A 24003-nucleotide genomic window follows, 5' to 3' on the forward strand; every position below is an offset into this window, starting at 1 on the left:
AAGCCGGCTCCCACAGGTCGGCCCGGTTTATTGGATCCATTCCCATTCGCAAAAACCCCGTGCGTTTCGCCAAAGCTTGAGTACAATCGTCAGTTTTTCCGGGGCCCCCTGTCCCGACGCTGGAACTCCCAATGCTCACCGGTAGCTACTCCTTCTCGCTGGTCCTGATCTCGCTGTGCGTGGCCATCCTGGCGTCCTACACCGCCCTTGACCTGACCGGCCGCATCGCCACGGCCAAGGGCCGGGCGGTCTACCTGTGGATGAGCGGCGGGGCGCTGGCCATGGGCATCGGCGTCTGGTCGATGCACTTCATCGGCATGCTTGCCTTCAGCCTGCCGATCGACCTGGGCTACGACATCGGCCTGACCGCGCTATCGCTGCTGATTGCCGTGCTGTCGTCCGGTTTTGCCTTGTGGCTGGTGAGCCAACCGAGCCTGCCGATGCTGCAACTGGCCTTCGGCGCCCTGATCATGGGCGCGGGCATCAGCTGCATGCACTACACCGGCATGGCGGCGCTGCGCATGCTGCCGGGCATCGACTACGACCCGACGCTGTTCGGCGCCTCCCTGGCCATAGCGGTCGGCGCCTCGGCGGCGGCCTTGTGGATTGCCTTCCGCCTGCGCCAGCACACCCCGTATGTACGCCAGGTCCGCGGCCTGGCGGCGGTGCTGATGGGCCTTGCCATCGTCGGCATGCACTACACCGGCATGGCTGCGGCGAATTTCCCTGTAGGCAGTTTCTGCGGCGCCCTGGGCGCTGGCCTGCAGGGCGATGGCCTGGTCTACCTGGTACTGATCACCACCCTGGCGGTGCTGGCGGTGGCCTTGCTGACCTCGGTGCTGGACGCCCGTCTGGAAGCCCGCACCGCAGAGCTGGCCCGCTCCTTGACCCTGGCCAACCAGGAACTCACCCAACTGGCCCTGCACGACACCCTGACCGGCCTGCCCAACCGCACGCTGCTGTCGGACCGCATCGAGCAGGCCATCGGCAAGGTGGCGGAGCAGGGCGGTTGTTTCGCCCTGATGTTCATCGACCTGGACGGCTTCAAGCCGGTCAACGATGCCTTCGGCCACCATGTCGGCGATCTGCTGCTCAAGGCCGTGGCCGCGCGCTTGCGCGGCCACCTGCACAGCCAGGACACCCTGGCGCGCATCGGCGGCGACGAATTCGTGCTGTTGGTTGAGCTGCAGGAGCCTGACGACGCCATGGACGTGGCAGTCAAGCAGGTCAACCTAGTGTCGCGAGCATTCCGCGTGGCCGAGCACGACCTGCAGCTCACGGCCAGCCTGGGGATCGTGCTGTACCCCGGCAATGGCCAGGACCAGCTCGAACTGCTGCGCAACGCCGACGCCGCCATGTACCACGCCAAGAGCGCCGGCAAGAACGGCTACAGCTTCTTCGACGTGTCGATGAACAGCAACGCCCGCCAGCAACTGCAGTTGCTGCAGGATTTGCGCATGGCCCTGGAGCAGCGCCAGTTCCGCCTGCATTACCAACCCAAGTTCGACGCCCAGGCCTGCACCCCGATCGGTGCCGAAGCCTTGCTGCGCTGGGAGCACCCGCAGCATGGCCTGCTGCTGCCCGACCGCTTCATCGGCCTGGCGGAAAAGACCGGGCTGATCATCCCGATCGGCGAGTGGGTGCTCGATGAAGCCTGCCGGCAGATGCGTCACTGGCTCGACCAAGGCCATGAGCACTGGCGCATGGCGGTCAACCTGTCGGCCATCCAGTTCTGCCACGCAGGCCTTGTCGACAGCGTCGCCCGTGCCCTGCGCGAGAACGGCCTGCCGGCCAACCAGCTGACCCTGGAAATCACCGAAACCACCGCCATGCATGACGCCGACGCCAGCCTGACGGTGCTGCAGCGCTTGTCCGACATGGGCGTGGACCTGTCGATCGACGACTTCGGCACGGGTTATTCGAGCCTGATGTACCTCAAGCGCCTGCCCGCCAACGAACTGAAGATCGACCGCGGCTTCGTGCGCGACCTGGAGCAGGACAGCGACGATGCCGCGATCGTCTCGGCGATCGTGGCGCTGGGGCAGGCGCTGGGGCTACGGATTGTCGCCGAGGGCGTGGAAACCGACCGGCAGCAGGACTTCCTGACCCGGCTGGGCTGCGATTCGCTGCAAGGCTATTTGCTGGGGCAGCCGGTGCCGGCAGAGCGTTTCATGGCCAATCTGCAGTCATTAGCGGATTGCTCGGAAACATTGACGGTCAACTGAGCCTGTAACCGCCGCCAACGGCGCCTTCATGGAGTGCGGCTTGTAGTTCTTCATAGAGTTCATTGGCCTCCAGTGCGGTGATAGACCGGGAGCAGTCACGCAATTCTATGCCCAGCAGTACATTCTCCTGACCAGGCAGCAGGCCTAACCGCTGTTTGGCCTGTTCAGGAAGTGCCGTCTCTGGCCAGCGGCTTTTGACCACCACTTGTTCTATCCAATCCGCCCTGTTTCCTGCGGCCGCCATGATCTTTTCGGTGATGCTTTCCACGCTCTGGGCGGGGGCCATGGCCAATGAAATGTCTCGGCAAGTGGAGGGTAATCTGGAGATTTCTTTCCAGGGCAGCAGGTTTAGCATTTGGGCCTGAGCTTTGGGGTGTGGGTCTCTGAGTAATCGGATGTCTGGGATGCCTTTACGCAGCATGACCAGCCTATCAAGGCCCATGCCCAGAGCCAGGCCTCCATGGCAATGTGCATCGATGTTCAGTCGTTCGAGCAAAGAAGAGGCGATGCGCCCGCACTCCAGGACCTCCACTGCGCGATCAGGCGCAAGGACGTTAACTTCGATTCCGCCTTCGGTGTAGTGGTGTGGGCTAGGTGCGTGTGCCCAGGCCATCTCGGGCACTGCTGATTCGATAATGTCTCCTACCAACTGAAGTAAACGCTCTGCGGTTGCTTGCTCGCGGTCGCAGAGTAGCCATAGGTCCATCTGATGCGGCTCTGCGCAATGCCAGCGATCACGCGTATCTCTGCGAAATGTGATGCCTGGCGCCGCTATCAATAGCTGTTCCCCTGGGCGTCGCATCGACGCAGCTTCCTGCAAAGCGCAGGGTATGCTGCTTGTAGTTTGTGTTCGAAGCAGGCGCTCTGAAGTTACCCAGCGGGTATGCGCACTGCCCAACGTCACTTCGTCTGATGAATAGCCAAGCAGGCCGTAATTTTCTTCGGCCGTCACCACGCGCGGCCCGGTAACGATATTGGCATCTGGCCAGCCTCGGTGCTTGAGTTTGCTCAGTAACTCTTGCAATAAAAGGTTGATTGCATGAGGTGTTGGCGTGTCGAGGGTGAGGTCGGGTATTTCCAATGCCGCTTCAAGCTTTTCTTTACTAATTAATAGTTTGTCCATTACTTCAGGGTTCCGTGTAAGGCGGGAGCAAGCAACCCTAAGTCCAAAGGCTTCATGTGGCAATGCAGCATTGGAAAAAAAGAAGTTTCTGTAGGAAGCTTCCTTAATTGCAGTGCTGCGAAAATTCCTACGGAAATTACCTACTTGTGCATGTTACAAATTTTTCATTGCTGCTGACCTGTAATGGAACTAAAAAAGGAAGTGCCCACTTCGGGCTTAATCAAAAGGAATCTTGAATATGGAAAACAAACCTCTGGCGGGTCTTATGCGGGTCATGAGCGGGTCCGATAATTTTGGCTGGGCGCCACTAGTTTGGGCGGATCCTGATATCTGACTACTTGACAATGCTGTGGCCTTTGCAACGCTCGCGGAGGATTTGCAGGGCTCTTATATTCGCTCTGTGGCGGAGTTCTTTGAGATTCACCACGCACACACAAATCGTGATACCCCTGTCCATTCTCATTTTCTGGTGTTCTCGAAGTGGTTGGGGTGTTGCTGGTATTGCGCGATGAAAACTTTGAAGGGATGACGTTGAAGGGGAGTTTGGATGAGCTTGTACAGAGTGTTGCACTGCATGGTGCTACGGCTGTCATTGAGAATAATGCAATGAACTCTTTTATTGTGCAGGGCCGGGAGTATATCGACTTGTTGGTAGCTGCCGCGGGTGAGCGGGGCGCGAGCTTAACTGAATTTGCAGTGGGGGTTAATCGTTCGGTATCTAGTAAGCTTGATTACGCCGTGAACTCGCAGCTCAACGAGGGTGTGGCGGGTATTCATGTGGCAGTGGGAGATGGGCGATCAGGATTTCATATCGATTTTTTATGCCCGAATTACAAGCTGAAGAGCGGAATGATTGGGAGCCATTGAGCCTTCACCGCTATCTTGCCTATGGTGAACGGACGAGGGTGAAGGGGTAGTGATTACACAGCATCTCTTAGCGTATAGGCCGGAAAAAACGCATCCATCTCTGCCTCCACCGCCTCGATGATGCGTTCGACATCCGCTGCGGCCATGATCGCGCTGCAGGGAATACCGGCAATGGCCAGCAAGGTTTCGCCGGTGCCCCGATCGAACAGGCGGGCGATCATGCTGCGGGGTGCATCCATGCTGGCTTCGAAGCCAAGCGGGTGAAAGTGCCAGCGCATCACCTGGCAGGCGTTGGGGAACGTCATCTTGTTCATGCCAGCCTCCTTGTCCGTGCCTGGAAGCGGTGAGCGGTGGCCAGGCGGTGGCCGCCGGGAACCTAAAGATAGCACCTGAATTCCCGATACTGCGTGGGAAATAAGACAATTGTGCTAATGCATGATCCCTGTCACACAGTGGCCATCAACGCCGTATGGCGGCCAAGGGCAGTGCAAACGTTTTCTTTTTGCGCCTACGCGAGCGCGATGGGCAACTTCTGCCATTTTTAACGGCAATCGGCGCACAGCATTTTCGGACAAGCGGCAGCGGGTGGGCGCGTCTGCTAACCGAGCAGGCCAGCGGCAATGTTGATGGTAAAACCCAGGATCGCCGTGTTGAACACGAAACCCACCACCGAATGGGCCAGCACCACCCGGCGCATGCCGCGCCCGCCAACGCCGACGTCCGAGGTCTGCACGGCGACGCTGATGGTGAACGAGAAATAGTGGAAGTCCCAGTAGTCCGGGTTGTGCTCGCCGTCGGCAAAACGCAGCACCGGGTCGTGGTCGTCATCGGTGTAGAACAGCCGCGCGTAGTGCAGGCTGAAGATGCAGCCGATCAGCAGCCACGAGCCCGCCACGGTGAAGCCGGTATACAGGTAGTGCAGCACCAGGTCGCTGCCTTGCAGGCCGCGGCTGGACACCAGTTGCAGGGTGACTGCGGCAAGGCTGGCGATGGCGGCGATGCATACGGTGAACAGCACCAGCCCTGCGTTTTCGTCCTCTACCTGGGCGACTTTGCGGACCTTCTCTGGGCTTGCGCCCCAGCTCAGCCACAGCACCAGCAGCAGATACAGCCACACGCCGAGGTTCCAGCCGGTGAGGATGCGCTGCACGATGTCGTCGGCAGGAATCAGCCAGGCGCTGAGGATGCCGGCCACGGCGGCAATGCTCAGGCGCGGGTGGGTGCGGGTCAGGTGGTGCAGTGCCATGGGGCCTCGCGACAGGGAGTCATGGCTACCACGATAGCCTATGGGATAACATTTCCCACTCATGTCCGTGTCGAAGCCCCTGAAATCCAAGGAAATGGCACGGCCGCTTCACGCCTGGGGCTACCGCGCGCCAGGCACCGCTACAGGATTCACGTTTTGTCCGACCTTTCGCAAAATCCCCTGCTGCAGTACCTGGCCCGCCTGGCCCCCTCCAGCCAGCAGACCATGCGCTACATCCTGCAGGACGCCGCCGACCGGCTTGGCTTCATCGATTGCAACCTGGCCGAAGTGCCCTGGCACCTGCTCGAGCCCGGCCATGTGATCGGCCTGGTGGCGGCGTTGCGTGCCGACGGCTACGCCCCCAACAGCTCGTCGTTGTATGTCAATGCCGTGCGCGGGGTGATGAACGAAGCCTGGCGCCAGGGCCTGATCGACCATGAGCGGCTGCAGAGGATTCGTGAGGTCAAGCCGGCCAGCGGCAGCCGCCTGCCGCCGGGGCGCAACCTGCGCCGCAGCCTGATTCGCGAATTGATGGAGCTGTGCGCCGCCGACCCACGCCCGCAGGGCGTGCGTGATGCGGCAATCATCGCCTTGCTGTACGGCACTGGCATGCGCAAGTCCGAATCGGTGGACATCGACCTGGCCCAGGTCGACTTCCAGGCGCGCAGCCTGCAGGTCACGGGCAAGGGCAACCGGCAGCTGATCAAGTACGCGCCGGCCTGGGCATTCGAAAAGCTGCAGGCCTGGCTCGACCTGCGCCGTGAGGCGCTGCCCGAGGGCGCGGCGGACGACCCGTTCCTGTTCAACCGCATCCGCCGCGGCAACCACATCACCCGGGCGCGCATCACCAAGCATGCCATCTACTACATCGCCCGCCAGCGCGGCGCCCAGGTGGGGGTGAAGATCATGCCCCATGATTTTCGCCGGGCGTTCATCACCCGGGTGATCGAAGAGCACGACCTGTCGATTGCCCAGAAGCTGGCGCACCACGCCAACATCCAGACCACCGCCAGCTACGACCGGCGCGATGACAACGAGCGGCGGCGGGCGGTGGATCGGTTCGACTACTGAGTCAATGGATGCTGGAAGCCAACTCGAAGATCGGCATGTACATCAAGATCACGATCAGGCCGATCAGCAAGCCGATGAAGGTCATCAGCAAAGGCTCGAACAGTTTCACGAACCATTCCACCCAGCGGCCGATTTCCTGGTCATGAAAGTCCGCGCAGCGCTCGAGCATTTCGCCAAGGTTGCCGGACTGCTCGCCAGCGCGCAGCAAACGCAGCGATACCGGCGTCACCAGTTGCCCGGCTTGCAGCGCCTCGGACAGCGCCAACCCTTCGCCCACGCGTTGGCTGGCCTGCGCCAGGCCCTGCGCGGCGGCGCTGCCGAGCAGCCCTTGCACCATGCCCATGGCCGTCAGGATGGGGATGCCGCCCTGCAGCAAGATGCCCAGTGAGCGGTAGAAACGCGCCAGCTCGTACATCAGCAGCCGCGCGTGCAAGGCCGGCAGGCGCCGCAACTGGCGTGAGCCCCAGCGCCGCACCCACGGTTGACGGCGCAGCAGCACCAGGGCGCCGACGCCGGCCACGGTCGCTAGCGCAAGGGGCAGTTGCTGGGCGTGCAGAAACAGGCCGACCTGCATCAGCACGCGTGACAGCCATGGCAGTTCACTGCCCATGCCCTCGAACACCAGGCTAAAGCGCGGCACCACATAGCCAAGCAGAAACAGCACCACGCCACCGCCCACCAGCAACAGCAGCAGCGGGTAGACCGAGGCGCCGACCAGCTTCTGGCGCACCAGGTCCAGGCGCTGGCGATAACCGATGTAGCGGTGCAGGGCGTCGCCAAGGGCACCGGTGCGTTCGCTGGACTGCACCAGGGCCACGTACAGTGGCGGGAACACCTGCGGTTGCAGGGCCAGCGCCTGGGACAACGAGCGCCCTTCGTACAGCTGGCGCACCAGCTGCGCCAGCACCTTGCGCACCCGTGCGCCGACGGCCTTTTCGGCCAGGCTCTCCAGCGCATCGATCAAGGGCAGGCCGGCGTGCAGCAGGGTGGTCAATTCCTGGCTGAACAGCACCAGGTCGAAGGCCGCCTCGCGGCGCCAGGCCAGCCCACGCAAGGCATTGCCCTGGCCGCGCACGCTGACCACCCGCAGGCCCTTGTCTTCGGCCTGGCGGCGGGCCTGCTCTTGGTCATCGGCATCGATCTGCAGTTGCACCACCCCCTGTCTTCCCAGGGCCTTGAGGCTGTAGCGCATGGCCTTGCTCCTTACTGCCAACTGGTGATTTCAGCGTTTTCGCCATCGCCGCCGGGCTGGCCATCCTTGCCCATCGACAACAAGTCGTACTCGCCGCCGCTCTCGCCAGGCTGGCGGTAGATGTAGGCGCGGCCCCACGGGTCCTGGGGTACCGCTTTTTGCAGGTAGGGCCCCGACCAGCGTGCCTCGCCGCTGGGGGCGGCAACCAGCGCCTGCAGCCCTTGCTCACTGTTGGGGTAGTGGCCGACCTCCAGGCGATACAGGTCCAGGGCCTTGCCCAGCCCTTCGATCTGCGCCCGGGCCACCTTGGCTTCCGAGCGGCCGAGCTGGCTGAAGTACTTGGGCGCGACGATGCCGGCCAGCAAGCCGAGCACCACCAGCACCACCAGCAGTTCGAGCAGGGTGAAGCCGCGATGGCGATTGGGTGTGCGCTGCATGGTGAAGCCCTCCTGCATGGGACATGCTTTTGCGGGGTTTCGCTGCTGCATGCAACTGCCGTGCACGTCTGCCTCGGGCCCTTGCGCCATGCGCCATGGCAAGCGGCACAGTGCTTGCGTCGCAGCACCAGAGCCCGGGTTTTCCGGGGTATTTCCCCCACATCGGGGGCACGGCGGGGAGGCGACCGACATGCGTGCAATGATCCTGGGCCTACTGTGGCTGGCGGCAGGCGCCACCCAGGCCGATGTGTACATCAGCGTCGATGCCAAGGGTGGCTATGTGCTGAGCAACGTTCACCGGCCAGGACGCCACTATGCGCGGGTGATCAGCGAACCGCTCGCCCAGGCCGGCCCGGCCAATGCGCAGCTGGTCACCGGGCGGCCCTATGCCGAACTGGTGGCCGCCGCAGCGCGCACGCACAACGTGCCGCAGGCGTTGCTGCACGCGTTGATCAAGGCCGAATCGGGTTACAACCCCAAGGCCCGTTCGGCGGCGGGTGCGGTCGGCCTGATGCAACTGATGCCGGATACCGCGCGAGAGATGGGGGTGCAGGATGCCCTCGACCCCGAGGACAATGTGCAGGGCGGCGCGCGCTACCTCAAGCGCATGCTGACGCTGTTCGACAACGACATCACCCTGGCCGTGGCGGCCTACAACGCAGGCCCTGATGCGGTGCTGCGCCGGGGCGCGGTGCCGCCGTTCGCCGAAACCCGGCGCTACGTGCCCAGCGTGCTGCGCGAGTACCGCAAGCTGCAGGGCCTGGCCGACGATGCGCCGCTGTGACCGCACGGCCATTCCCGGCGATGGCTTGCCCAACTCTGGGCTATAACCTCTGTACAGGTGCCCGGCAGTGGAGCCCAGCATGGACATCGCGACGCGTTCCGACATGCCCCAGGCACCTGGTTGCGCCGAGGCGCCTGCCGCGCGCAGGCCGTTCAACCTGCTGCGCTGGTATGGCTGGGTGAGCCTGGGGATCATCGTCCCGGTGGCGGCAGGGCTGGGGTTGATCTCCAGCCGCTTCATCATCAATGAAAGCGTCGAGCGCGATGCGTTGCTGACCGCCCAGTTCATCACTTCGATCGCCGACGCTGAAGTGCGCCACGTGTCGATCCCCAATGTGCGTACCATGGGCGAACTGCTCGACCCGCGCACCGATCACGCGGCCCTGCCTGACGTCGACCCACAAGCCAGGCGCAAGGCCCGGGGCGAGTTTCTCGACCATATCGCCCACCTGCCCGACATGCTGCTGGCCAATATCTATGCCCCCGACCGCACGGTGATCTGGTCGAGCAACCCGGCTTTGATCGGCAAGCTCATCGAGAGCGACGAAGACCTGGACCGTGCGTTCGAATACAAGATGCGCGTCTCCGCCAGCTACCACGACTTCGAGCAGGCCCGCGCCGAGCAGAAGTTCGTGACCCCACCCGAGCAGCTGTTCATCGAAAACTACATCCCCTTGTTCGATGCCGAGGGCAGCAGCGTCACTGCCATGGTGGAGATCTACAAGGAGCCCCACGACCTGATCGTGCGCATCGAACATGGGCTGCTACGCATATGGTTGGCCATCGCCTTGGGTGCCGGCCTGGTCTATGTCGGCCTGTACGCCATCATGCGCCGCGCCGCGCGGATCATGGCGGGGCAGCAGAAGCGCCTGATCAGCAACGAAACCTACGTGGCCCTGGGCGAGGTCTCGTCGGCGGTGGCGCACAGCCTGCGCAACCCGCTGGCCAGCATCCGCTCCAGTGCCGAACTTGCGCAGGCGTTCGATGAGGGCCCGGTGCAGCGCAACGTCAACGACATCATCAGCCAGGTCGATCGCATGTCGCACTGGATACGCCAGCTGCTGCATTCGCTGCGGCCACTCAACGATCAGCCGGTGCCGGTCGACCTGCCGCAGGCCCTGCACGAGAGCCTGCAAACCTTTGCCGTGCAGTTGGCGCGCAGCGGCGTTGCCCTGGACCTGCAACCGCTGCCGGCAGTGAAGGTGCTGGGCCAGCCGGCCTTGCTCGGGCAGGTCTTCAGCAGCCTGATCGCCAATGCCCTGGAGTCGATGGAGCAGGGCGGCCGCTTGCGCGTCGAGGTGGTCAAGCAGGACCGGCGCGGCCTGACCCTGCGCCTGTCCGATAGCGGCAAGGGCATGAGCGAGGCGCAGCGGCGCATGGCGTTCAGGCCGTTCTTCAGTACCAAGCCAGGTGGGTTGGGTGTGGGGCTGGTATTGGTGAAGCGCATCATGGAGTGCTACGGCGGCTCGGTAAGGCTGAGCAGCAGCGAGGGCCATGGGACGCGGGTTTCACTGAGTTTTCGAAAAGCTCCAAGCTAATCTTGAATCTCATAAGTTGATGCTAAGCGTTTGATTAATAAGGCTTAATAGCAATTTGGGTACAAATGCCCCACTTGTGGGGGTTAAATCTCGAAATCACCTTTTTAATGTTAAGCAAGTCATTGATAAATATAGATATCTTGATTATTAAATTCGCTGGCTGGCTTTTTGCTAGCTGAGCGATAGATGCGACGATCGAGCAGCGGTGGCTGCCCTGATGGAAGGCGATGGTGGTCTTCTGAACGCAAGCCCTGAGCGGGAACTAAGCGATGCAGCAGACGCTGGAAGACCCAGTTTTCCCCAAGACGGCCAGGCTGCCCGGCGCAGGCCTGGCCGTGCCGCTTCAGGAGTTCAACCTGCTGCGCTGGTTCTCGGTGATCAGCCTGCTGATCATTACCACCGTGGCCGGTAGCCTGGGCTATGTGTCCACGCGTTTCGTGGTGCGCGACAGTGTCGAGCGCGATGCGATGCTCACTGCCCAGTTCATCCAGGCCATGGCCCAGGCCGAGGTGCGTCACTCACTGCTGCCCCCGGGCACCACCCTGGGTGAACTGCTCGACCCGCGCCTGGACTTGCAGCACCTGCAGGTCACCCCGGCGCTGGCCGCGTCGACCCGGGTGGAGTTTCTCGATCATGTAGCGCATTTGCCCGACACCTTGCTGGCCAATGTCTACGCTCGCGATCGCACCATCGTCTGGTCGACCAACGATGCGCTGGTCGGCAAGCGCATCGGCGAAGACGGTGACCTGGAACGGGCCTTCCGCTCGCGCAAGGCGGTCTCGGCGAGCTACCACAAGGCCGAAGACGGCCGGGAAGAGCAAAGGTTCGAGCGCGACCCGCAGTACCTGTTCATCGAAAACTACATTCCCTTGTTCGACAGCCAGGGCGAGCAGGTGCTGGCCATGGTCGAAATCTACAAGGAGCCCCAGGACCTGATCCGGCGCATCCAGCGCGGCTACGTGCTGATCTGGGCCTCGACCCTGCTGGGCGGGGCGCTGATCTACTTCGGCCTGTTCTGGATCGTGCGCCGCGCCGCACAGATGCTGCAGCACCAGCAAGCGCGCCTGGTGGCCAGCGAAACCTACGTGGCCCTGGGCGAGATGTCTTCGGCGGTGGCCCACAGCCTGCGCAATCCCTTGGCCAACATCCGCTCCAGTGCCGAGCTGGCCGAGCAAATCGCCAACCCGCAGGCGCAGAAGAACCTGCACGACGTCATCAGCCAGGTCGACCGCATGTCGCGCTGGGTGCGCGAGCTTCTGGTGTCGTTGCGCCCGACCAGCGAGCACCCCGAAGCGGTGGACCTGGTGGCTGCCATCGAGGACACCCACCTGGCCTTCGCCCATCAGATTCAGCGCAATGGTGTGCGCTTCTGCTTCGAAGGCCCGCAGGCGCAATGGGTGGCCAGCCAGCCTTTGCAGCTGACGCAGATCCTCAACAGCCTGTTCGCCAACGCCCTGGAAGCCATGCCCAAGGGCGGTGAGCTGCGTGCCCAGGTCAGCGTGCTGGAAGGCCTGCGCGTGCAACTGTCGCTCAGCGACACCGGCAAGGGCATGACCCAGCAGCAGGAACGCATGGTGTTCAAGCCGTTTTTCACCACCAAGCAGGGCGGCCTTGGCGTTGGCCTGGCATTGGTCAAGCGAATCATGGAACGCTTTGGCGGTACGGTCAGCCTGACCAGCCGCGAAGAGGAAGGAACCCGCGTCAGCCTTACTTTCAATAGCGCAGCGGGAGGGGACCATGGAGCAGAGCATCCTGGTAGTCGAGGATGATGAAATCCTCGGTGAGAACATTCGTACCTACCTGAGCCTCAAAGGCTACGAGGTGACCCTGTGCGACAACGCAGAGCTTGCGTTGGAGCAGATCAAGCGAGCCCAGCCCGATGCGGTGCTGACCGACAACTCGCTGCCCGGCATGAGCGGGCATGACCTGTTGCGCACACTGGTAGCCCAGGTGCCGCAGCTCAAGGTGATCATGATGACCGGCTACGGCAACATCGAAGACGCCGTGCTGGCCATGAAGGAGGGTGCCTTTCACTACTTGACCAAGCCGGTGGTGCTGGCCGAGCTCAAGCTGACCCTGGACAAGGCCTTGGCGGCCGACCGCATGGAGCGCACCTTGTCGTTCTACCAGGAGCGCGAGGCGCAGAAATCCGGGCTGGGGGCGCTGATCGGCGAGTCGCCGGTGATGCACACCCTCAAGCACACCCTGCGCCAGGTGCTCGACGCCGAACGGCGCATGGCCAGCGACGACCTGCCGCCGGTATTGGTGGAGGGCGACACCGGCACGGGCAAGGAGCTGGTCGCCCGCGCCTTGCACTTCGACGGCTCGCGCAGCAAGGGGCCGTTCATCGAGTTCAACTGTGCCTCCATTCCTGCCAACCTGCTGGAGGCCGAGCTGTTCGGCCATGAGAAGGGCGCCTTCACCGACGCCAAGGAGCGCCGCGTGGGCCTGGTCGAGGCAGCGGATGGCGGCACGCTGTTTCTCGACGAGATCGGCGAGATGGACCTGCTGCTGCAGGCCAAGCTGCTCAAGCTGCTGGAGGATCGCAGCATCCGGCGCATCGGCGCGGTGAAGGAGCGCAAGGTCGACTTGCGGGTCATCAGCGCCACCAACTGCAACCTGGAGCAGATGGTGCAGCAGGGCAAGTTTCGCCGCGACCTGTTCTTCCGCTTGCGCATCATCGCCTTGAAGGTGCCGCGGCTGCATGCCCGCGGGCAGGATGTGCTGTTGCTGGCGCGGCATTTCCTGGCCCACCACGGGCGCCGCTATGGCAAGCCGAACCTGCGCTTCAGCGCCGAGGCCGAAAACCTGATGCTGGGGTACAGCTGGCCGGGGAATGTGCGCGAGTTGCGCAACATGCTGGAGCAGACCGTGTTGCTGGCACCTGGCGAGTTGATCCACGCGCACCAGCTCAACCTGTGCATGACCTTGGTCGATGAACCCTTCACGCCACCTGCGCCCGCGCTACACGAAGTGCCGCGCCATGAGCCGGAGCCGGGCACGAGCCTGCCGGACATGGAGCGGGACCTGGTGTGCAAGACCCTGGACCGTACTGACTGGAATGTGACCAAGTCGGCGCGGATGCTCGGGTTATCGCGCGACATGCTGCGTTATCGGATCGAGAAGCTCGGGCTTACCCGGCCCGACAAGCGCCAGTGGTGAGGCGGGGCGCCTTGCGCCCCAATCGCCGGCAAGCCGGCTCCCACCACCCCTTCGAGTATCACCATACAAGCCGGCTTGCCGGCGATGGGCTGCACGGCAGCCCCTTGCCCATTTCAGCGCTGACTTCCCTCGCCACCACCACTTCGCCCACCGGTGCCTTCCGAGCCACTGCCATCCATCCCCGGCAGGTCGCGGTTGTCATTCTGCTTGGCAGGCGGGCTTTCTGGATCATTGCCCTGGATACGCGGGTCAGTGTCCCGCGGCATGGGTTTTTCGATCGGGTTGAGGGTGCTGTCGACACCCGGCTGCGGCGCCGGGTTGTGCGGGTCATCGGGGTAGGTCGGGCCGGTGCCGACCGCCAGGGCCAACGGCGAGGCGAGCAGGGCAGCGAGCAACAAGCTGGTGCGGGTCATGGGCAGGCTCCTTTGCGAGGGTAGGGCGTGTACTTCTGTTCGGCCCTACCCGGCGCGCCAAGGTGCCATCACCCCGATCAGCGGTCACACCACCGTCGACAGCAACATGATGAAGATGATGCCGACGATCGACAGGATCGTCTCCATCATGCTCCAGGTCTTGAAGGTTTCTGCCACGGTCATGTTGAAGTACTGCTTGACCAGCCAGAAGCCTGCGTCGTTGACGTGGGAGAGGATCAGCGAGCCGGCACCGGTGGCCAGTACCAGCAATTCGCGGTTGACCCCAGGCACCAGGTCGATCACCGGGGCGACGATGCCGGCACCGGTAATGGTCGCCACGGTCGCGGAACCTGTGGCGATGCGGATCACCGCCGCCACCAGCCAGGCCAGCATGATCGGTGAAATTTGTGCCTGCACCGCCATCTGCCCGATCACATTACCCACGCCGGTATCCACCAGCATCTGCTTGAAGCCACCACCGGCACCGACGATCAGCACAATGGCCGCGGTCGGCGCCAGGCTCTGGTCGAGCATCTTCATGATCTGCTGGCGGCTGAAGCCACGCGCCGAACCGAAGGTGTAGAAGGCCAGCAACAGCGCGGCCAGCAAGGCGGTGATGGGGTGGCCGATCAGGTCCATCCACTGGCGCACGATGTGCTCGGCCGGCAGCACCACGTCGGCGAAGGTCTTGAGCAGCATCAGCGCTACCGGCAGCAGCACGGTGATCAGGGTGATGGAGAAGCTGGGCAGGTTGTTCTGGTCGGACTCCTTGGCGATTTGGTCCATCAGCTCCTGTGACGGGTTGCCGGGGATGTAGCGGGCAATGAAGCTGCCGAACAGCGGGCCGGCGATGATGGCCGTGGGCAGCGCGATCAGCAGGCCATAGAAGATGGTCTTGCCGATGTCGGCGTGGAAGATGCCGATCGCCAGCAGCGGGCCCGGGTGCGGCGGCACCAGGCCGTGGACCACGGAGAGGCCGGCCAGCAGCGGGATGCCGATCTTGATCAGCGACACCCCCGAGCGCCGCGCCACGATGAACACCAGCGGCACCAGCAGCACGAAGCCGATTTCGAAGAACAGCGGGATGCCGACCAGAAAGGCGGCGAACATCATCGCCCAGTGCACGTTCTTCTTGCCGAAGGCGCGGATCAGCGTCTGGGCGATCTGGTCGGCGCCGCCGGAGTCGGCCATCAGCTTGCCGAGCATGGTGCCCAGGGCCAGGACGATGCCGACGAAGCCGAGCACCCCGCCGAACCCGTCTTGGAACGATTTCATGACCTTGGCCACCGGCATGCCGGAGGTCAGGCCAAGAAAGCCTGCGGCCAGGGTCAGGGCGACGAAGGGGTGCACTTTGAAATGGGTGATCAGCAGAATCAGCCCGACGATGGTTACCAGCGCGTCGAGCAGCAGGTAGGTATCTGTAGCCAGTCCGAACATGGTGGTTATGCCTCGGTCTTATCGTTGTTTTTTTGGCGTTGCTTGATTGAACTTTCGCCGCCTTCAGGCGTCGAGACAGCGCTGTCTCAGGTGAGCCGGAAAAACCGCCGGTTCAGGCGGTCCGCGCCAGGGTCCGCTCACCGCAGGGCTTTAGCCAGGCGTCGACGATCTCGGCCAGGGCGGCAACTGGCTGCGTGGCATCCAGCGGCAGGGTCAGGGCTTCGTCGTGGGGCGGCTCAAGCGCAGCGAACTGGCTTTCGATGAGGCTCGCCGGCATGAAGTGGCCGGGGCGGGCGAGCACGCGCTTTTCCGCCTCTGCCGGGGTGAGCTCGAGAAACACGAAGCCCAGCGCCGGCATCGCCTCGCGCAGGGTGTCGCGGTAGCGGCGCTTGAGCGCGGAACAGGTGAGGATGGGCCGCTCACCGGCGCTGACCGTGGCTTGCAGCTCCTGGCCAAGGCGCACCAGCCAGCCGGCGCGGTCGTTGTCGTCCAGGGGGATGCCGGCGCTCATCTTGCGGATGTTCTCGGCAGGGTGAAACGCGTCGCCTTCGATCAGGCGGCCGCCGCTTCTGGCAGCGATGGCGGCGCCGATGCTGCTTTTGCCGCAGCCGGCCACACCCATCACCACGATGGCGGACAGGGGAGCATTCATTCAGTACCTCCTGCGGGGTGAGGTAGCGCTGTCTCGGCATAGACGAAACGCCACCCCCCGGTGTTATTGATTTTGTCCTTACGCAGTATGGACGCTTGGCAGAGTGCGTGTAGTGGCCACTCCCAAAGATTACATTGCCTGCGTCCTGAGACAGCGCTACCTTAGTGGCCGTTCCCCTCCCTTGGCAAGTAGTAAAATTACAACATCCATGTCCCGTACAGGCTCTCGCACCACCGGTCGTCCCACGCTGGCAGAAGTCGCCAGGCTCTCCGGGGTTTCCCCGATTACCGCTTCACGCGCCTTGCGCGGCGTCAGCACGGTGGCCCCGGCGCTGGTGGAAAAGGTCATTGCCGCTGCGGCGAGCCTGGGCTACGTCGCCAACCCGGCTGCCCGGGCGTTGGCCTCGGCGCGCAGCCAGTCGGTGGTGGTGCTGATCCCGTCGCTGTCCAACCAGCTGTTCATCGACACCCTGGAGGCCATCCACGAGGTCATGCGCCCGCGTGGGCTGGAAGTGCTGATCGGCAACTATCACTACGATATCGACGAAGAAGAAAACCTGATCCGCAACTACCTGGCCTATCAGCCCTGCGGCATGCTGCTGACCGGCTTCGACCGCAGCGATGCCTCGCGCCAGATGCTGGCCGCCAGTGGCGTGCCCTGCGTGCACATGATGGAGCTGGGCGGCGCGCCCGGGGCGCTGTCGGTGGGCTTTTCCCAGCAGCAGGCCGGCCGCGCCGCCGCCCGCCACCTGATCGAGCGCGGCCGGCGGCGCCTGGCGTTCATCGCGGCGCAGCTCGACCCACGGGTGATGCAGCGTGCCGAGGGCTTCCGCCAGGCCTTGGCCGAGGCTGGCATGCAGGCAACCGAGCTGGAAATCCTGGCGCCACAGCCTTCGTCGATCGCGCTCGGCAGCGAGCTGTTCAGCCAGTTGCTGGCACAGGCGCCGGATGTGGACGGCATTTTCTTCTGCAACGACGACCTGGCCCAGGGCGCGGTGCTGCAGGCGCTGCGCCAAGGTATCGAGGTGCCGCGCCAGGTGGCGATGGTCGGCTTCAACGACCTGCCGGCATCGGCGCACATGGTGCCGCGGCTGACCTCGATTCGCACGCCGCGCGCTGCCGTTGGTCGGAGCGCGGCGCAGGCGTTGCTGGCCTTGCTCGATGGCAGGCGAGTTGCGGCCGAGCAGCAGGATCTAGGCTTTGAACTGATGGTGCGGGAAAGCTCCTGAGCCGCCTGGCGCGGGCATGCCAGCCTTTATGACAGATTGACTATTCACTAAGTGATAGCAGTGTGCTTGCATGCCGCTTGCGCCGATCTATGCTCAGGAAACCCTGCGTACATAGGACCCCGGCGCCATGTTCGATTTCCATCGCAAATCCGATTTGATCGAGATTCAACGCATTCGCCAGGCGCTGGCAGAGAGCCAGGCCAAGCTCGCGGCGATCAGCCGAAACATGGCGATCATCGAGTTCACGCCTGACGGCACCATCCTCGATGCCAATGCCCAGTTCTGCCAGGCCATGGGGTACAGCGCCGAGGAATTGCGCGGCAAGCACCACCGGGTGTTCTGCGATCCGGCCTATGCCAAGAGCGCCGAGTACCAGCAGCTGTGGCGCGAGCTGGGCGAGGGGCGGGCGATCAGCGGTACCTTCGAGCGGGTCGACAAGGCCGGGCGCGAGGTCTGGCTCGAAGCCAGCTACATGCCGGTGGTCGATGAGCGCCAGCAGGTCACCAGCGTGATCAAGGTGGCGTCCGACATCAGCCAGCGGGTCAAGGACGAACATGAAAGCGAGAGCCTGCTCAAGGCCATCGGCCGCTCCATGGCGGTGGTCGAGTTCACCCCGCAGGGGCGGGTGATAACGGCCAACGACAATTTCCTCACGACCATGGGCTATCGCATGGACGAGGTCACCGGCCGCCATCACGGGCTGTTCTGTCACCCGCACGAGCGTGAATCGGCCCAGTACCGCGAGTTCTGGGCGTCGCTCAACCGTGGCGAATACCATTCCCATCGCTTCGAGCGGGTCAACAAGCAGGGCCAGACGGTGTACCTGGAGGCCTCCTACAACCCGATCTTCGACAGCAAGGGCCGCTTGTACAAGGTGGTCAAGTTCGCCAGCGACATCACCGCCCAGGTCAGTACCCAGCAGAGCGCGGCGGACGCGGCCCATGCCAGTTCGGTGCAGACCGACGCCTGCGCGCGCAAAGGCACCGAAGTCGTCCAGCAGACCGTGCAGGTGATCGAGCAGATTTCCCAGGAGCTCAACGATGCCGCGCGCAGCATCGATGCGGTGAGCAAGCAGTCGGATGTGATCGGGCAGATCGTGCTGACCATTCGCGGCATCGCCGACCAGACCAACCTGCTGGCCTTGAACGCCGCCATCGAGGCCGCCCGTGCCGGTGAGCACGGCCGCGGCTTTGCCGTGGTGGCCGATGAGGTGCGCAGCCTGGCGGCGCGCACCAGCAAGGCGACCCTGGAAATCGTCGATGTGGTGCGCCAGAACCATGACCTGTCGCTGACGGCGGTGGCCAGCATGCAATCGAGCCTGACCCGGACCGGGCGCGGTGTGGAACTGGCCAACGAGGCCGGCACCGTGATCATGGAAATTCAGCAGGGCTCACGCCACGTGGTCGATGCCATCAGCCAGATCAGCTCGACGCTGCAACTGCACTGAGGGTGTCGGCAAGTTCGCGCTGCAGGGTCGTCAGGCTGGCTTCCAGTTGCGCCTGCAGCGCCTCGGTTGGCAAACCCTGCGCCTGGGCGCGCTCGATCGCTTCGCAGTCGCTCACCACGCCGCGCACCTTGAGCATCTTGGCGCCGCCTTTGATGCGGTGAGTGATGCGCCCCAGGGCGTCGTCCTGCGGTGTAGGGCCCAGGGCCCGCAGGGTGGCCAGGTCTTCTGCGGCGGTTTGCGTGAGCTGCTCGAGCAGGTGGCGGATCAGCTGCGGGTCATTCTGGGTCAGGTGGTGCAATTCGTTCAGCGCAAACCCGCTGGCCCGTTCGGCGGGCGCGGCTGCATTGCTGCGGGCCTGGGGCAGGTGCATTTTCAGCGCGCTCAGGCCAATCGGTTTGAACAGGCAATCGTCCATGCCGCTGGCCAGGCAGCGTTCACGCTCTTCGGCCTGGGCGTTGGCGGTGACGCCGAGAATCCAGCAGCCAGGCGTGCCGCGGGCCTGCTCCAGCTGGCGGATGCGCCGGGCCAGCTCATGGCCGTCCATCACCGGCATGCTGCAATCGGTGATGACCAGGTCGAATGACGATTGTTGCCACAGCGCCAGCGCCGCTTCGCCATGCTCGGCCAGCGTGACCCGATGGCCCAGGGTATCGAGCTGCTTTTCCAGCAACAGCAGGTTGGCCGGGTAGTCATCCACCACCAGGATGTTCAGCGGCCTGCTTGCGTGTTCCTGGTGCGCGCTGCCAGGCTCGGCGGGCAGGGGCGCCGCACAGCCGGGCAACTGCAACTTGACGTCCACCAGGGTGCCCACGCCTTGCACGCTCTGCAGCTGCAACTCGCCGCCCATCAGCTCGGCCAGGGTGCGGCTGATCACCAGGCCCAGGCCGGCGCCCTGGTGGGCACGCGGGCCTTCGGCCTGGGCAAAGGCGCTGAACAGGCGGGTTTGGTCAGCAGCGCCGATGCCGATGCCGGTGTCGCGCACGCACAACGCCACCTGCACGTCATCGGCCGTGGCGCCTGGCTGCAGTTGCAGGCGGGTATGCACTTCACCGCGATCGGTGAATTTGATGGCGTTGCTCAGAAGGTTGGAGAGGATCTGCTTGAGGCGCAGCGGGTCGGCCATGACCCAGGCCGGCCCTTGCGGCAGTTCGCTGTGCAGGTGCAGGCCCTTGCTCCGTGCATTGCCTTCGAACACCCGCAAGGTGCCGCGTACCAGCTCGACCAGGTCGGTGGGCACGGGCTGCAAGGTCATGTGGCCGGATTCGATGCGCGAGATGTCCAGTATGTCGCCGATCAGGCCCAGCAGGCCGACGGCGGAATCGTGCGCGGTCTGCAGCGTCTGCGGGTCGCAGCGGCTGACCCGGCTGTCTTCCAGGGCCAGCTCGAGCAAGCCGATCACCGCGTTCATGGGGGTGCGTATTTCGTGGCTCATGGTGGCCAGGAAGGTGCTTTTGGTGTGGCTGGCCTGTTCCGCGTCGTCCTTGGCCTGGCGCAGTTGTTCGAGCAGGCCGCGGCTCAGGCCCAGCTGGGCCTGCAGGGCATGCTGGGCTTCGGTGCGCTGGTGGATCAACTTGCGCAGGTAGCTGTTCCAGAACACCACCCCGGCCAGCAGCAGGGCCGAGAGCACCAGTACCTGCAGTGCCAAGGTACGGTAATTGCGCCAGGGGCCGTCACTGACCAGCGAGCTGGTACGCCAGCGGTTGACCAACTGGTCCAGCTCTTCGGGGGGGATGCTCAGCAAGGTCTTGTCGAGGATGGCCTGCAGCTGGGGCTGGCCGGGGGCTACGGCGAACGCGGCGGCCGCCGGGTCGTCGCCCAGCACGCTGGCGATGCGCAGCTGGTCCTTGAACACATGGTTGATGTAGTAGGTGGCATTGATGTGACTGCTGTAGGCCACGTCGGCTTCGCCGGTGGCCACCGATTCCATCAGGGCCAGCGGGTTTTTGGCTTCGATCACCGTGGCATTGGGGTACTGGCGCAGTACCTCGGCGCGCAAGGGCGAGCCGCGCAGCAGGGCGATGCGCTTGCCATCCAGGTCGCGGCTCTGCAGTGGCCAGGCTGCCTGGTTGCGCGCGACCAGCACCCTGGGGCTGACCAGGTAGGGCCGGGTGTAGCGCAACTGGCTGGCGCGATCGACGCCATAGCCCAGCGCGCCGATCATCTGCGCTTCGCCGCGCGCCACCTGCTCGACCATGGCCTGCACGCTGTTGCGCTCGATCAGGGTGAACTGCAGGCCGGTGCGATGGGTGATCTGCTTGAGCAGGTCGACGGTGATGCCACTGGTTCGCTGCTGGGCATCGTTGAAGGTCAGCGGCGCCAGGGCCGGGTCGACCAGCACGCTGACCGTCGGGTGGCGCTGGATCCAGGCCTTTTCTTCATCGCTCAGGGCCGAGAGGTGGCGCTCCAGCAAGAGGCTGGTGTTGCCACTGGTCCAGCGCCGCAGGATGTTCAGCCGTTCGCTTTCGGTGATCCTGTCCAGGGCCGCATCGATCAGGCGGCGCAGGCGTGGGTTGTCGTTGGCCAGGGCAAAGGAGAAGGTGCCGGGCTTGGCCTGGCAGAAACTGTCGATTTTCACCGTGCCTTGATAGCTCTTGCCGATCAGGTAGTCGGTGCTGATGGCGTCGCCCAGGTAGGCGTCGGCTTCACCCAGCTCGACCGCCGCCAGGCCGGCCAGGGTCGAGCGATAGAGGCTCAGCTGGGCATTGGGGTAGAGGTTGCGGACCGTCTCGCCGGGCAAGTAGTGGTCGACCATCGCCAGGCGCATGCCGGCCAGGCTCGGGTTGTCCCTGAGGCTGCGGTCTTCACGGGTGACGATTACTGGCAGGTCGTCGGCGTAAGGCTCGCTCAGGCTCAACTGGGCATCGGCAGCCTCGAACCCGTTGGAGCTGCCCAGCAGGTCGATCTTGCCCTCGCGCAGGGCGGCGATCGCCTCGTGGCGGCTGGCAAAGCGCATGACCTGTACCGGGATGCCCAGCTGCTCACCGATCAGCCCTGCAAAATCGGCGCTCAGGCCTTCGTAGTCGGACGGGCTGATGTTGATTTCGAAGGGTGGGTAGTCGGGGCGGGAGCTGCCCAGCCGCAGGGCCTTGCGCTGCTGCAGCCACTGGCGGTCCTGGCTGTCCAGTTGCAGTGGCTGGGTGACGCTGGTGGCGCGCGCCAGCAACTGGCGCGGCTCGGCATCGGCGAGTGCCTGCTGGGGGCAGCACGTCAGGCACAGTGCCAAAAGCACGCCGGTGGAGTAGCGCTTCATCGCGAGAGGGGCGCTCAGTTGACGTGGTTGCGTTTGGCCAGGTCGACCATTTCCACCAGCGATTCGGTCTTGAGCTTCTCCATGATGCGGCCCCGGTAGGTGCTGATGGTCTTGGCGCTGAGGTTCATGCTGCCGCCTATGTGCTTGTTGTTCTCGCCCCGGGCGAGGCGGCGCAACACTTCCATCTCGCGGTTGGACAGGCTTTCCAGGCGCCTGGGTTCGCTGTCGAGGGTGTTGCTGTTGACCGACATCTGGGGAAACGTGGAGTAGCCCTTGATCAGTGCCTTGAGGGCGAAGATCAATGCTTCGTGGTCTTCATCCTTGGTCACGAATGCGCCAATGCCAGCGTCCAGGCAGCGGCGCACGTAGAGGTCGGTGGCCTGCCCGGTCAGCACCATGATCTTGGGTACGGGTTCCAGCTGCTGAAGGCGCTTGATGACCTCCATGCCATCAAGGCCGGGCAGGCCGATGTCCAGTACCACCACATCGGGACGCAGTTCGCGCGCTACCTGCGCCACTTCGCTGCCGTTGCCTACTTCGCCAACGACGCGGAAGCGCTCGCGCTCCAGCAGCAGGCGCATGGACAGCCTGACGATGGGGTGGTCGTCAACGATCAACACGGTTGTCATGAAGTTAACTCCTGTCGGAATGTGGACCATTTCCTGTGCTTAATCAGGAATATGCCTGCAAGTTCTTTCTGCAGCGCAGCACGATACGGCCATTCCGGATGCTTGGTAATGGCGAGTATAGATCTGTTGAACAACCGAGCGGTTATTGTGGAAAAATCCTACAAAAAAGCGCGCCAGGCATCGCGCGAAGGCGACGATGCCTGTGCTGGAGGGGGGGTTATTGGCAGGCGGGGTGAGGTTTGCGTATGCGTAGCGTCGATGCCGGGTTGTTGCTCAATGCCAGGCCGACCCGCGCCGGGCGCGGCAGCAGTTGGCCGGAGCAGTTCGGGCAGCGGCTATGCAGGCGAGATTCGCTGCAGCTTCGGCAGAAGGTGCATTCGAACGAACAGATGAATGCTTCAAGGCTGTCGCCGGGCAGGTCGACATCGCAGCATTCGCAGTTGGGGCGCAGCTCCAGCATGGGCGTGACTCCGGTGGGCGGGAACGATCCCGGAGTCTGCGCTGCCAGGTGCGCCGTTGGCAATGCTCAGCCGCCGGGGCGGTACAGGTGCGCGTGGCCGGCGCGGTACAAGGCCGATTCGGCAAACGGTGCATCGCCCAGCACGTGGCCGACAAGGATCAGCGCTGTGCGACGAAACCCTTTTGCCGCGACCTTCTCGACGATATCGGCCAAGGTTGCGCGCACCCAGTCCTGGTCCGGCCAGGTGGCGCGGTGGACCACGGCAATCGGGCAATCGGCGCCGTAGTGGGGGCGCAACTCTTCGACGATGCGTGGCAGGTGCTTGACCCCCAGGTGAATGGCCAGGGTCGCGCCGTGGCGGGCCAGGTCGGCCAACTGCTCGCCTGCCGGCATCGGCGAGCTGTCGCCATAGCGGGTCAGGATGACGGTCTGCGCCACCTCCGGCAGGGTCAGCTCGCAGCCCAGCAAAGCGGCGCTGGCCGCGGTGGCCGTGACCCCGGGGATGATCTGGTAGTCGATGCCCAGCTCGCGCAAGTGGCGAATCTGCTCGCCGATGGCGCCGTACAGGCTGGGGTCGCCACTGTGCACGCGCGCCACGTCCTGGCCCCGTTCATGGGCTGCGCGGATGGCCTCGATGATCTGTTCCAGGTGCAGCTCGGCGCTGTTGATGAGCGTCTCGGCCTGGTGGCCTTCGAGCACCGCCGGCGGCACCAGCGAGCCGGCATAGATGATCACCGGGCACTGACGGATCAGGCGCTGGCCCTTGACCGTGATCAGCTCCGGGTCGCCGGGGCCGGCGCCGATGAAGTAGACCGTCATGGAAATTCCTTGCAGGTAAATGGT

Annotated in this window: 20 protein-coding genes and 2 pseudogenes; 10 read left to right on the forward strand and 12 right to left on the reverse strand. The window is 64.0% G+C overall.

The annotated features are described in order from the left end of the window. The first annotated feature begins 131 nt into the window (after window positions 1-131). Window positions 132-2225 carry a putative bifunctional diguanylate cyclase/phosphodiesterase gene (locus ACIPG5_RS21445; RefSeq protein ID WP_401377984.1) on the forward strand — a complete coding sequence of 698 codons (2094 nt, stop codon included), beginning with the start codon at window positions 132-134 and terminating at the stop codon, window positions 2223-2225. On the opposite strand, the gene ACIPG5_RS21450 is transcribed toward ACIPG5_RS21445, so the two are convergent. Continuing rightward, window positions 2218-3348: a hypothetical protein gene (locus tag ACIPG5_RS21450; RefSeq protein WP_401377987.1), complete on the reverse strand. Its 1131-nt coding sequence runs from the start codon at window positions 3346-3348 to the stop codon at window positions 2218-2220. The two genes, ACIPG5_RS21445 and ACIPG5_RS21450, sit on opposite strands and share 8 nt — an antisense overlap. 489 nt (window positions 3349-3837) lie before the next feature. Between ACIPG5_RS21450 and ACIPG5_RS21455 the strand changes: the two genes are divergently transcribed. Beyond that, complete coding sequence (locus ACIPG5_RS21455; protein ID WP_401377990.1) at window positions 3838-4215, forward strand: hypothetical protein; 378 nt, start codon at window positions 3838-3840, stop codon at window positions 4213-4215. A 53-nt stretch (window positions 4216-4268) separates the two neighbouring features. Here ACIPG5_RS21455 and ACIPG5_RS21460 read toward each other — a convergent pair whose 3' ends face one another. Next, complete coding sequence (locus ACIPG5_RS21460; RefSeq protein WP_176510798.1) at window positions 4269-4529, reverse strand: DUF1652 domain-containing protein; 261 nt, start codon at window positions 4527-4529, stop codon at window positions 4269-4271. Between the two features lie 284 nt (window positions 4530-4813). After that, on the reverse strand, window positions 4814-5461 hold the full coding sequence (locus tag ACIPG5_RS21465) for a DUF1345 domain-containing protein (RefSeq protein ID WP_401377993.1): 648 nt from the start codon (window positions 5459-5461) through the stop codon (window positions 4814-4816). A 156-nt stretch (window positions 5462-5617) separates the two neighbouring features. Here ACIPG5_RS21465 and xerC point away from each other — a divergent pair, with 156 nt between their 5' ends. Continuing rightward, window positions 5618-6532, forward strand: coding sequence for a tyrosine recombinase XerC (gene xerC / locus ACIPG5_RS21470; protein WP_176510800.1), 915 nt, complete (start codon window positions 5618-5620; stop codon window positions 6530-6532). A gap of 1 nt (window position 6533) precedes the next feature. On the opposite strand, the gene ACIPG5_RS21475 is transcribed toward xerC, so the two are convergent. Both ACIPG5_RS21475 and gspG read right to left on the reverse strand, forming a co-directional pair. Next, window positions 6534-7724 (reverse strand): type II secretion system F family protein, encoded by a 1191-nt coding sequence (locus ACIPG5_RS21475; protein WP_401377997.1) that lies wholly within the window; start codon window positions 7722-7724, stop codon window positions 6534-6536. An 11-nt stretch (window positions 7725-7735) separates the two neighbouring features. Continuing rightward, window positions 7736-8161, reverse strand: coding sequence for a type II secretion system major pseudopilin GspG (gene gspG, locus ACIPG5_RS21480; RefSeq protein WP_176510802.1), 426 nt, complete (start codon window positions 8159-8161; stop codon window positions 7736-7738). 190 nt (window positions 8162-8351) lie between these two features. Here gspG and ACIPG5_RS21485 point away from each other — a divergent pair, with 190 nt between their 5' ends. The 4 genes from ACIPG5_RS21485 to ACIPG5_RS21500 all read left to right on the forward strand — a co-directional run bounded on the left by ACIPG5_RS21485 (window position 8352) and on the right by ACIPG5_RS21500 (window position 13644). Then, entirely contained in the window at window positions 8352-8945 is a 594-nt protein-coding gene (locus ACIPG5_RS21485; protein WP_401378001.1) for a transglycosylase SLT domain-containing protein, read from the forward strand. Between the two features lie 79 nt (window positions 8946-9024). After that, the gene (locus ACIPG5_RS21490; RefSeq protein WP_401378004.1) at window positions 9025-10482 is read left to right on the forward strand and encodes a sensor histidine kinase; all 1458 of its coding nucleotides are present in this window, start codon (window positions 9025-9027) and stop codon (window positions 10480-10482) included. Window positions 10483-10751: 269 nt separating this feature from the next. Next, window positions 10752-12251 (forward strand): sensor histidine kinase, encoded by a 1500-nt coding sequence (locus tag ACIPG5_RS21495; RefSeq protein WP_401378007.1) that lies wholly within the window; start codon window positions 10752-10754, stop codon window positions 12249-12251. Next, the gene (locus ACIPG5_RS21500; protein ID WP_176510806.1) at window positions 12220-13644 is read left to right on the forward strand and encodes a sigma-54 dependent transcriptional regulator; all 1425 of its coding nucleotides are present in this window, start codon (window positions 12220-12222) and stop codon (window positions 13642-13644) included. Before ACIPG5_RS21495 ends, ACIPG5_RS21500 begins: the two co-directional genes overlap by 32 nt. A gap of 113 nt (window positions 13645-13757) precedes the next feature. On the opposite strand, the gene ACIPG5_RS21505 is transcribed toward ACIPG5_RS21500, so the two are convergent. The 3 genes from ACIPG5_RS21505 to ACIPG5_RS21515 all read right to left on the reverse strand — a co-directional run bounded on the left by ACIPG5_RS21505 (window position 13758) and on the right by ACIPG5_RS21515 (window position 16146). Further along, window positions 13758-14057, reverse strand: coding sequence for a hypothetical protein (locus tag ACIPG5_RS21505; RefSeq protein ID WP_176510807.1), 300 nt, complete (start codon window positions 14055-14057; stop codon window positions 13758-13760). 84 nt (window positions 14058-14141) lie between these two features. Next, complete coding sequence (locus tag ACIPG5_RS21510) at window positions 14142-15494, reverse strand: GntP family permease (protein WP_176510808.1); 1353 nt, start codon at window positions 15492-15494, stop codon at window positions 14142-14144. A gap of 112 nt (window positions 15495-15606) precedes the next feature. After that, on the reverse strand, window positions 15607-16146 hold the full coding sequence (locus ACIPG5_RS21515) for a gluconokinase (RefSeq protein WP_176510809.1): 540 nt from the start codon (window positions 16144-16146) through the stop codon (window positions 15607-15609). 208 nt (window positions 16147-16354) lie between these two features. Here ACIPG5_RS21515 and ACIPG5_RS21520 point away from each other — a divergent pair, with 208 nt between their 5' ends. The 3 genes and pseudogenes from ACIPG5_RS21520 to ACIPG5_RS21530 all read left to right on the forward strand — a co-directional run. Next, window positions 16355-17374, forward strand: coding sequence for a LacI family DNA-binding transcriptional regulator (locus tag ACIPG5_RS21520; protein ID WP_176510810.1), 1020 nt, complete (start codon window positions 16355-16357; stop codon window positions 17372-17374). A 127-nt stretch (window positions 17375-17501) separates the two neighbouring features. After that, a pseudogene (locus ACIPG5_RS21525) lies at window positions 17502-18284 on the forward strand (PAS domain-containing protein); the annotation flags it as partial. Between the two features lie 105 nt (window positions 18285-18389). Beyond that, window positions 18390-18821, forward strand: a pseudogene (locus ACIPG5_RS21530) (methyl-accepting chemotaxis protein); the annotation flags it as partial. Here ACIPG5_RS21530 and ACIPG5_RS21535 read toward each other — a convergent pair. The 4 genes from ACIPG5_RS21535 to cobM all read right to left on the reverse strand — a co-directional run bounded on the left by ACIPG5_RS21535 (window position 18796) and on the right by cobM (window position 23979). Next, complete coding sequence (locus ACIPG5_RS21535; protein ID WP_401378013.1) at window positions 18796-22071, reverse strand: transporter substrate-binding domain-containing protein; 3276 nt, start codon at window positions 22069-22071, stop codon at window positions 18796-18798. The pseudogene ACIPG5_RS21530 and the gene ACIPG5_RS21535 sit on opposite strands and share 26 nt — an antisense overlap. A 14-nt stretch (window positions 22072-22085) precedes the next feature. Then, on the reverse strand, window positions 22086-22700 hold the full coding sequence (locus ACIPG5_RS21540) for a response regulator transcription factor (protein WP_176510813.1): 615 nt from the start codon (window positions 22698-22700) through the stop codon (window positions 22086-22088). A 217-nt stretch (window positions 22701-22917) separates the two neighbouring features. Continuing rightward, complete coding sequence (locus tag ACIPG5_RS21545; RefSeq protein ID WP_176510814.1) at window positions 22918-23160, reverse strand: DUF1272 domain-containing protein; 243 nt, start codon at window positions 23158-23160, stop codon at window positions 22918-22920. Between the two features lie 66 nt (window positions 23161-23226). Beyond that, window positions 23227-23979, reverse strand: a complete 753-nt coding sequence (gene cobM, locus ACIPG5_RS21550; protein ID WP_401378017.1) for a precorrin-4 C(11)-methyltransferase — start codon at window positions 23977-23979, stop codon at window positions 23227-23229. Window positions 23980-24003 lie beyond the last annotated feature (24 nt).

It is taken from the genome of Pseudomonas sp. NPDC087029, from assembly GCF_044745345.1.
In the GTDB taxonomy this organism is placed as follows: domain Bacteria; phylum Pseudomonadota; class Gammaproteobacteria; order Pseudomonadales; family Pseudomonadaceae; genus Aquipseudomonas; species Aquipseudomonas faucium.

Bases quoted from the DNA above. Each gene is read 5' to 3' on its own strand.
- ACIPG5_RS21475 (WP_401377997.1), bottom strand. From the start codon at position 7,724: ATGCGCTACAGCCTCAAGGCCCTGGGAAGACAGGGGGTGGTGCAACTG.
- gspG (WP_176510802.1), bottom strand. From the start codon at position 8,161: ATGCAGCGCACACCCAATCGCCATCGCGGCTTCACCCTGCTCGAACTG.
- ACIPG5_RS21515 (WP_176510809.1), bottom strand. From the start codon at position 16,146: ATGAATGCTCCCCTGTCCGCCATCGTGGTGATGGGTGTGGCCGGCTGC.
- ACIPG5_RS21520 (WP_176510810.1), top strand. From the start codon at position 16,355: ATGTCCCGTACAGGCTCTCGCACCACCGGTCGTCCCACGCTGGCAGAA.
- ACIPG5_RS21505 (WP_176510807.1), bottom strand. From the start codon at position 14,057: ATGACCCGCACCAGCTTGTTGCTCGCTGCCCTGCTCGCCTCGCCGTTG.
- ACIPG5_RS21460 (WP_176510798.1), bottom strand. From the start codon at position 4,529: ATGAACAAGATGACGTTCCCCAACGCCTGCCAGGTGATGCGCTGGCAC.
- ACIPG5_RS21545 (WP_176510814.1), bottom strand. From the start codon at position 23,160: ATGCTGGAGCTGCGCCCCAACTGCGAATGCTGCGATGTCGACCTGCCC.
- cobM (WP_401378017.1), bottom strand. From the start codon at position 23,979: ATGACGGTCTACTTCATCGGCGCCGGCCCCGGCGACCCGGAGCTGATC.
- ACIPG5_RS21495 (WP_401378007.1), top strand. From the start codon at position 10,752: ATGCAGCAGACGCTGGAAGACCCAGTTTTCCCCAAGACGGCCAGGCTG.
- ACIPG5_RS21535 (WP_401378013.1), bottom strand. From the start codon at position 22,071: ATGAAGCGCTACTCCACCGGCGTGCTTTTGGCACTGTGCCTGACGTGC.
- ACIPG5_RS21450 (WP_401377987.1), bottom strand. From the start codon at position 3,348: ATGGACAAACTATTAATTAGTAAAGAAAAGCTTGAAGCGGCATTGGAA.
- ACIPG5_RS21540 (WP_176510813.1), bottom strand. From the start codon at position 22,700: ATGACAACCGTGTTGATCGTTGACGACCACCCCATCGTCAGGCTGTCC.
- ACIPG5_RS21510 (WP_176510808.1), bottom strand. From the start codon at position 15,494: ATGTTCGGACTGGCTACAGATACCTACCTGCTGCTCGACGCGCTGGTA.
- ACIPG5_RS21485 (WP_401378001.1), top strand. From the start codon at position 8,352: ATGCGTGCAATGATCCTGGGCCTACTGTGGCTGGCGGCAGGCGCCACC.
- ACIPG5_RS21445 (WP_401377984.1), top strand. From the start codon at position 132: ATGCTCACCGGTAGCTACTCCTTCTCGCTGGTCCTGATCTCGCTGTGC.
- ACIPG5_RS21465 (WP_401377993.1), bottom strand. From the start codon at position 5,461: ATGGCACTGCACCACCTGACCCGCACCCACCCGCGCCTGAGCATTGCC.
- ACIPG5_RS21500 (WP_176510806.1), top strand. From the start codon at position 12,220: ATGGAGCAGAGCATCCTGGTAGTCGAGGATGATGAAATCCTCGGTGAG.
- ACIPG5_RS21490 (WP_401378004.1), top strand. From the start codon at position 9,025: ATGGACATCGCGACGCGTTCCGACATGCCCCAGGCACCTGGTTGCGCC.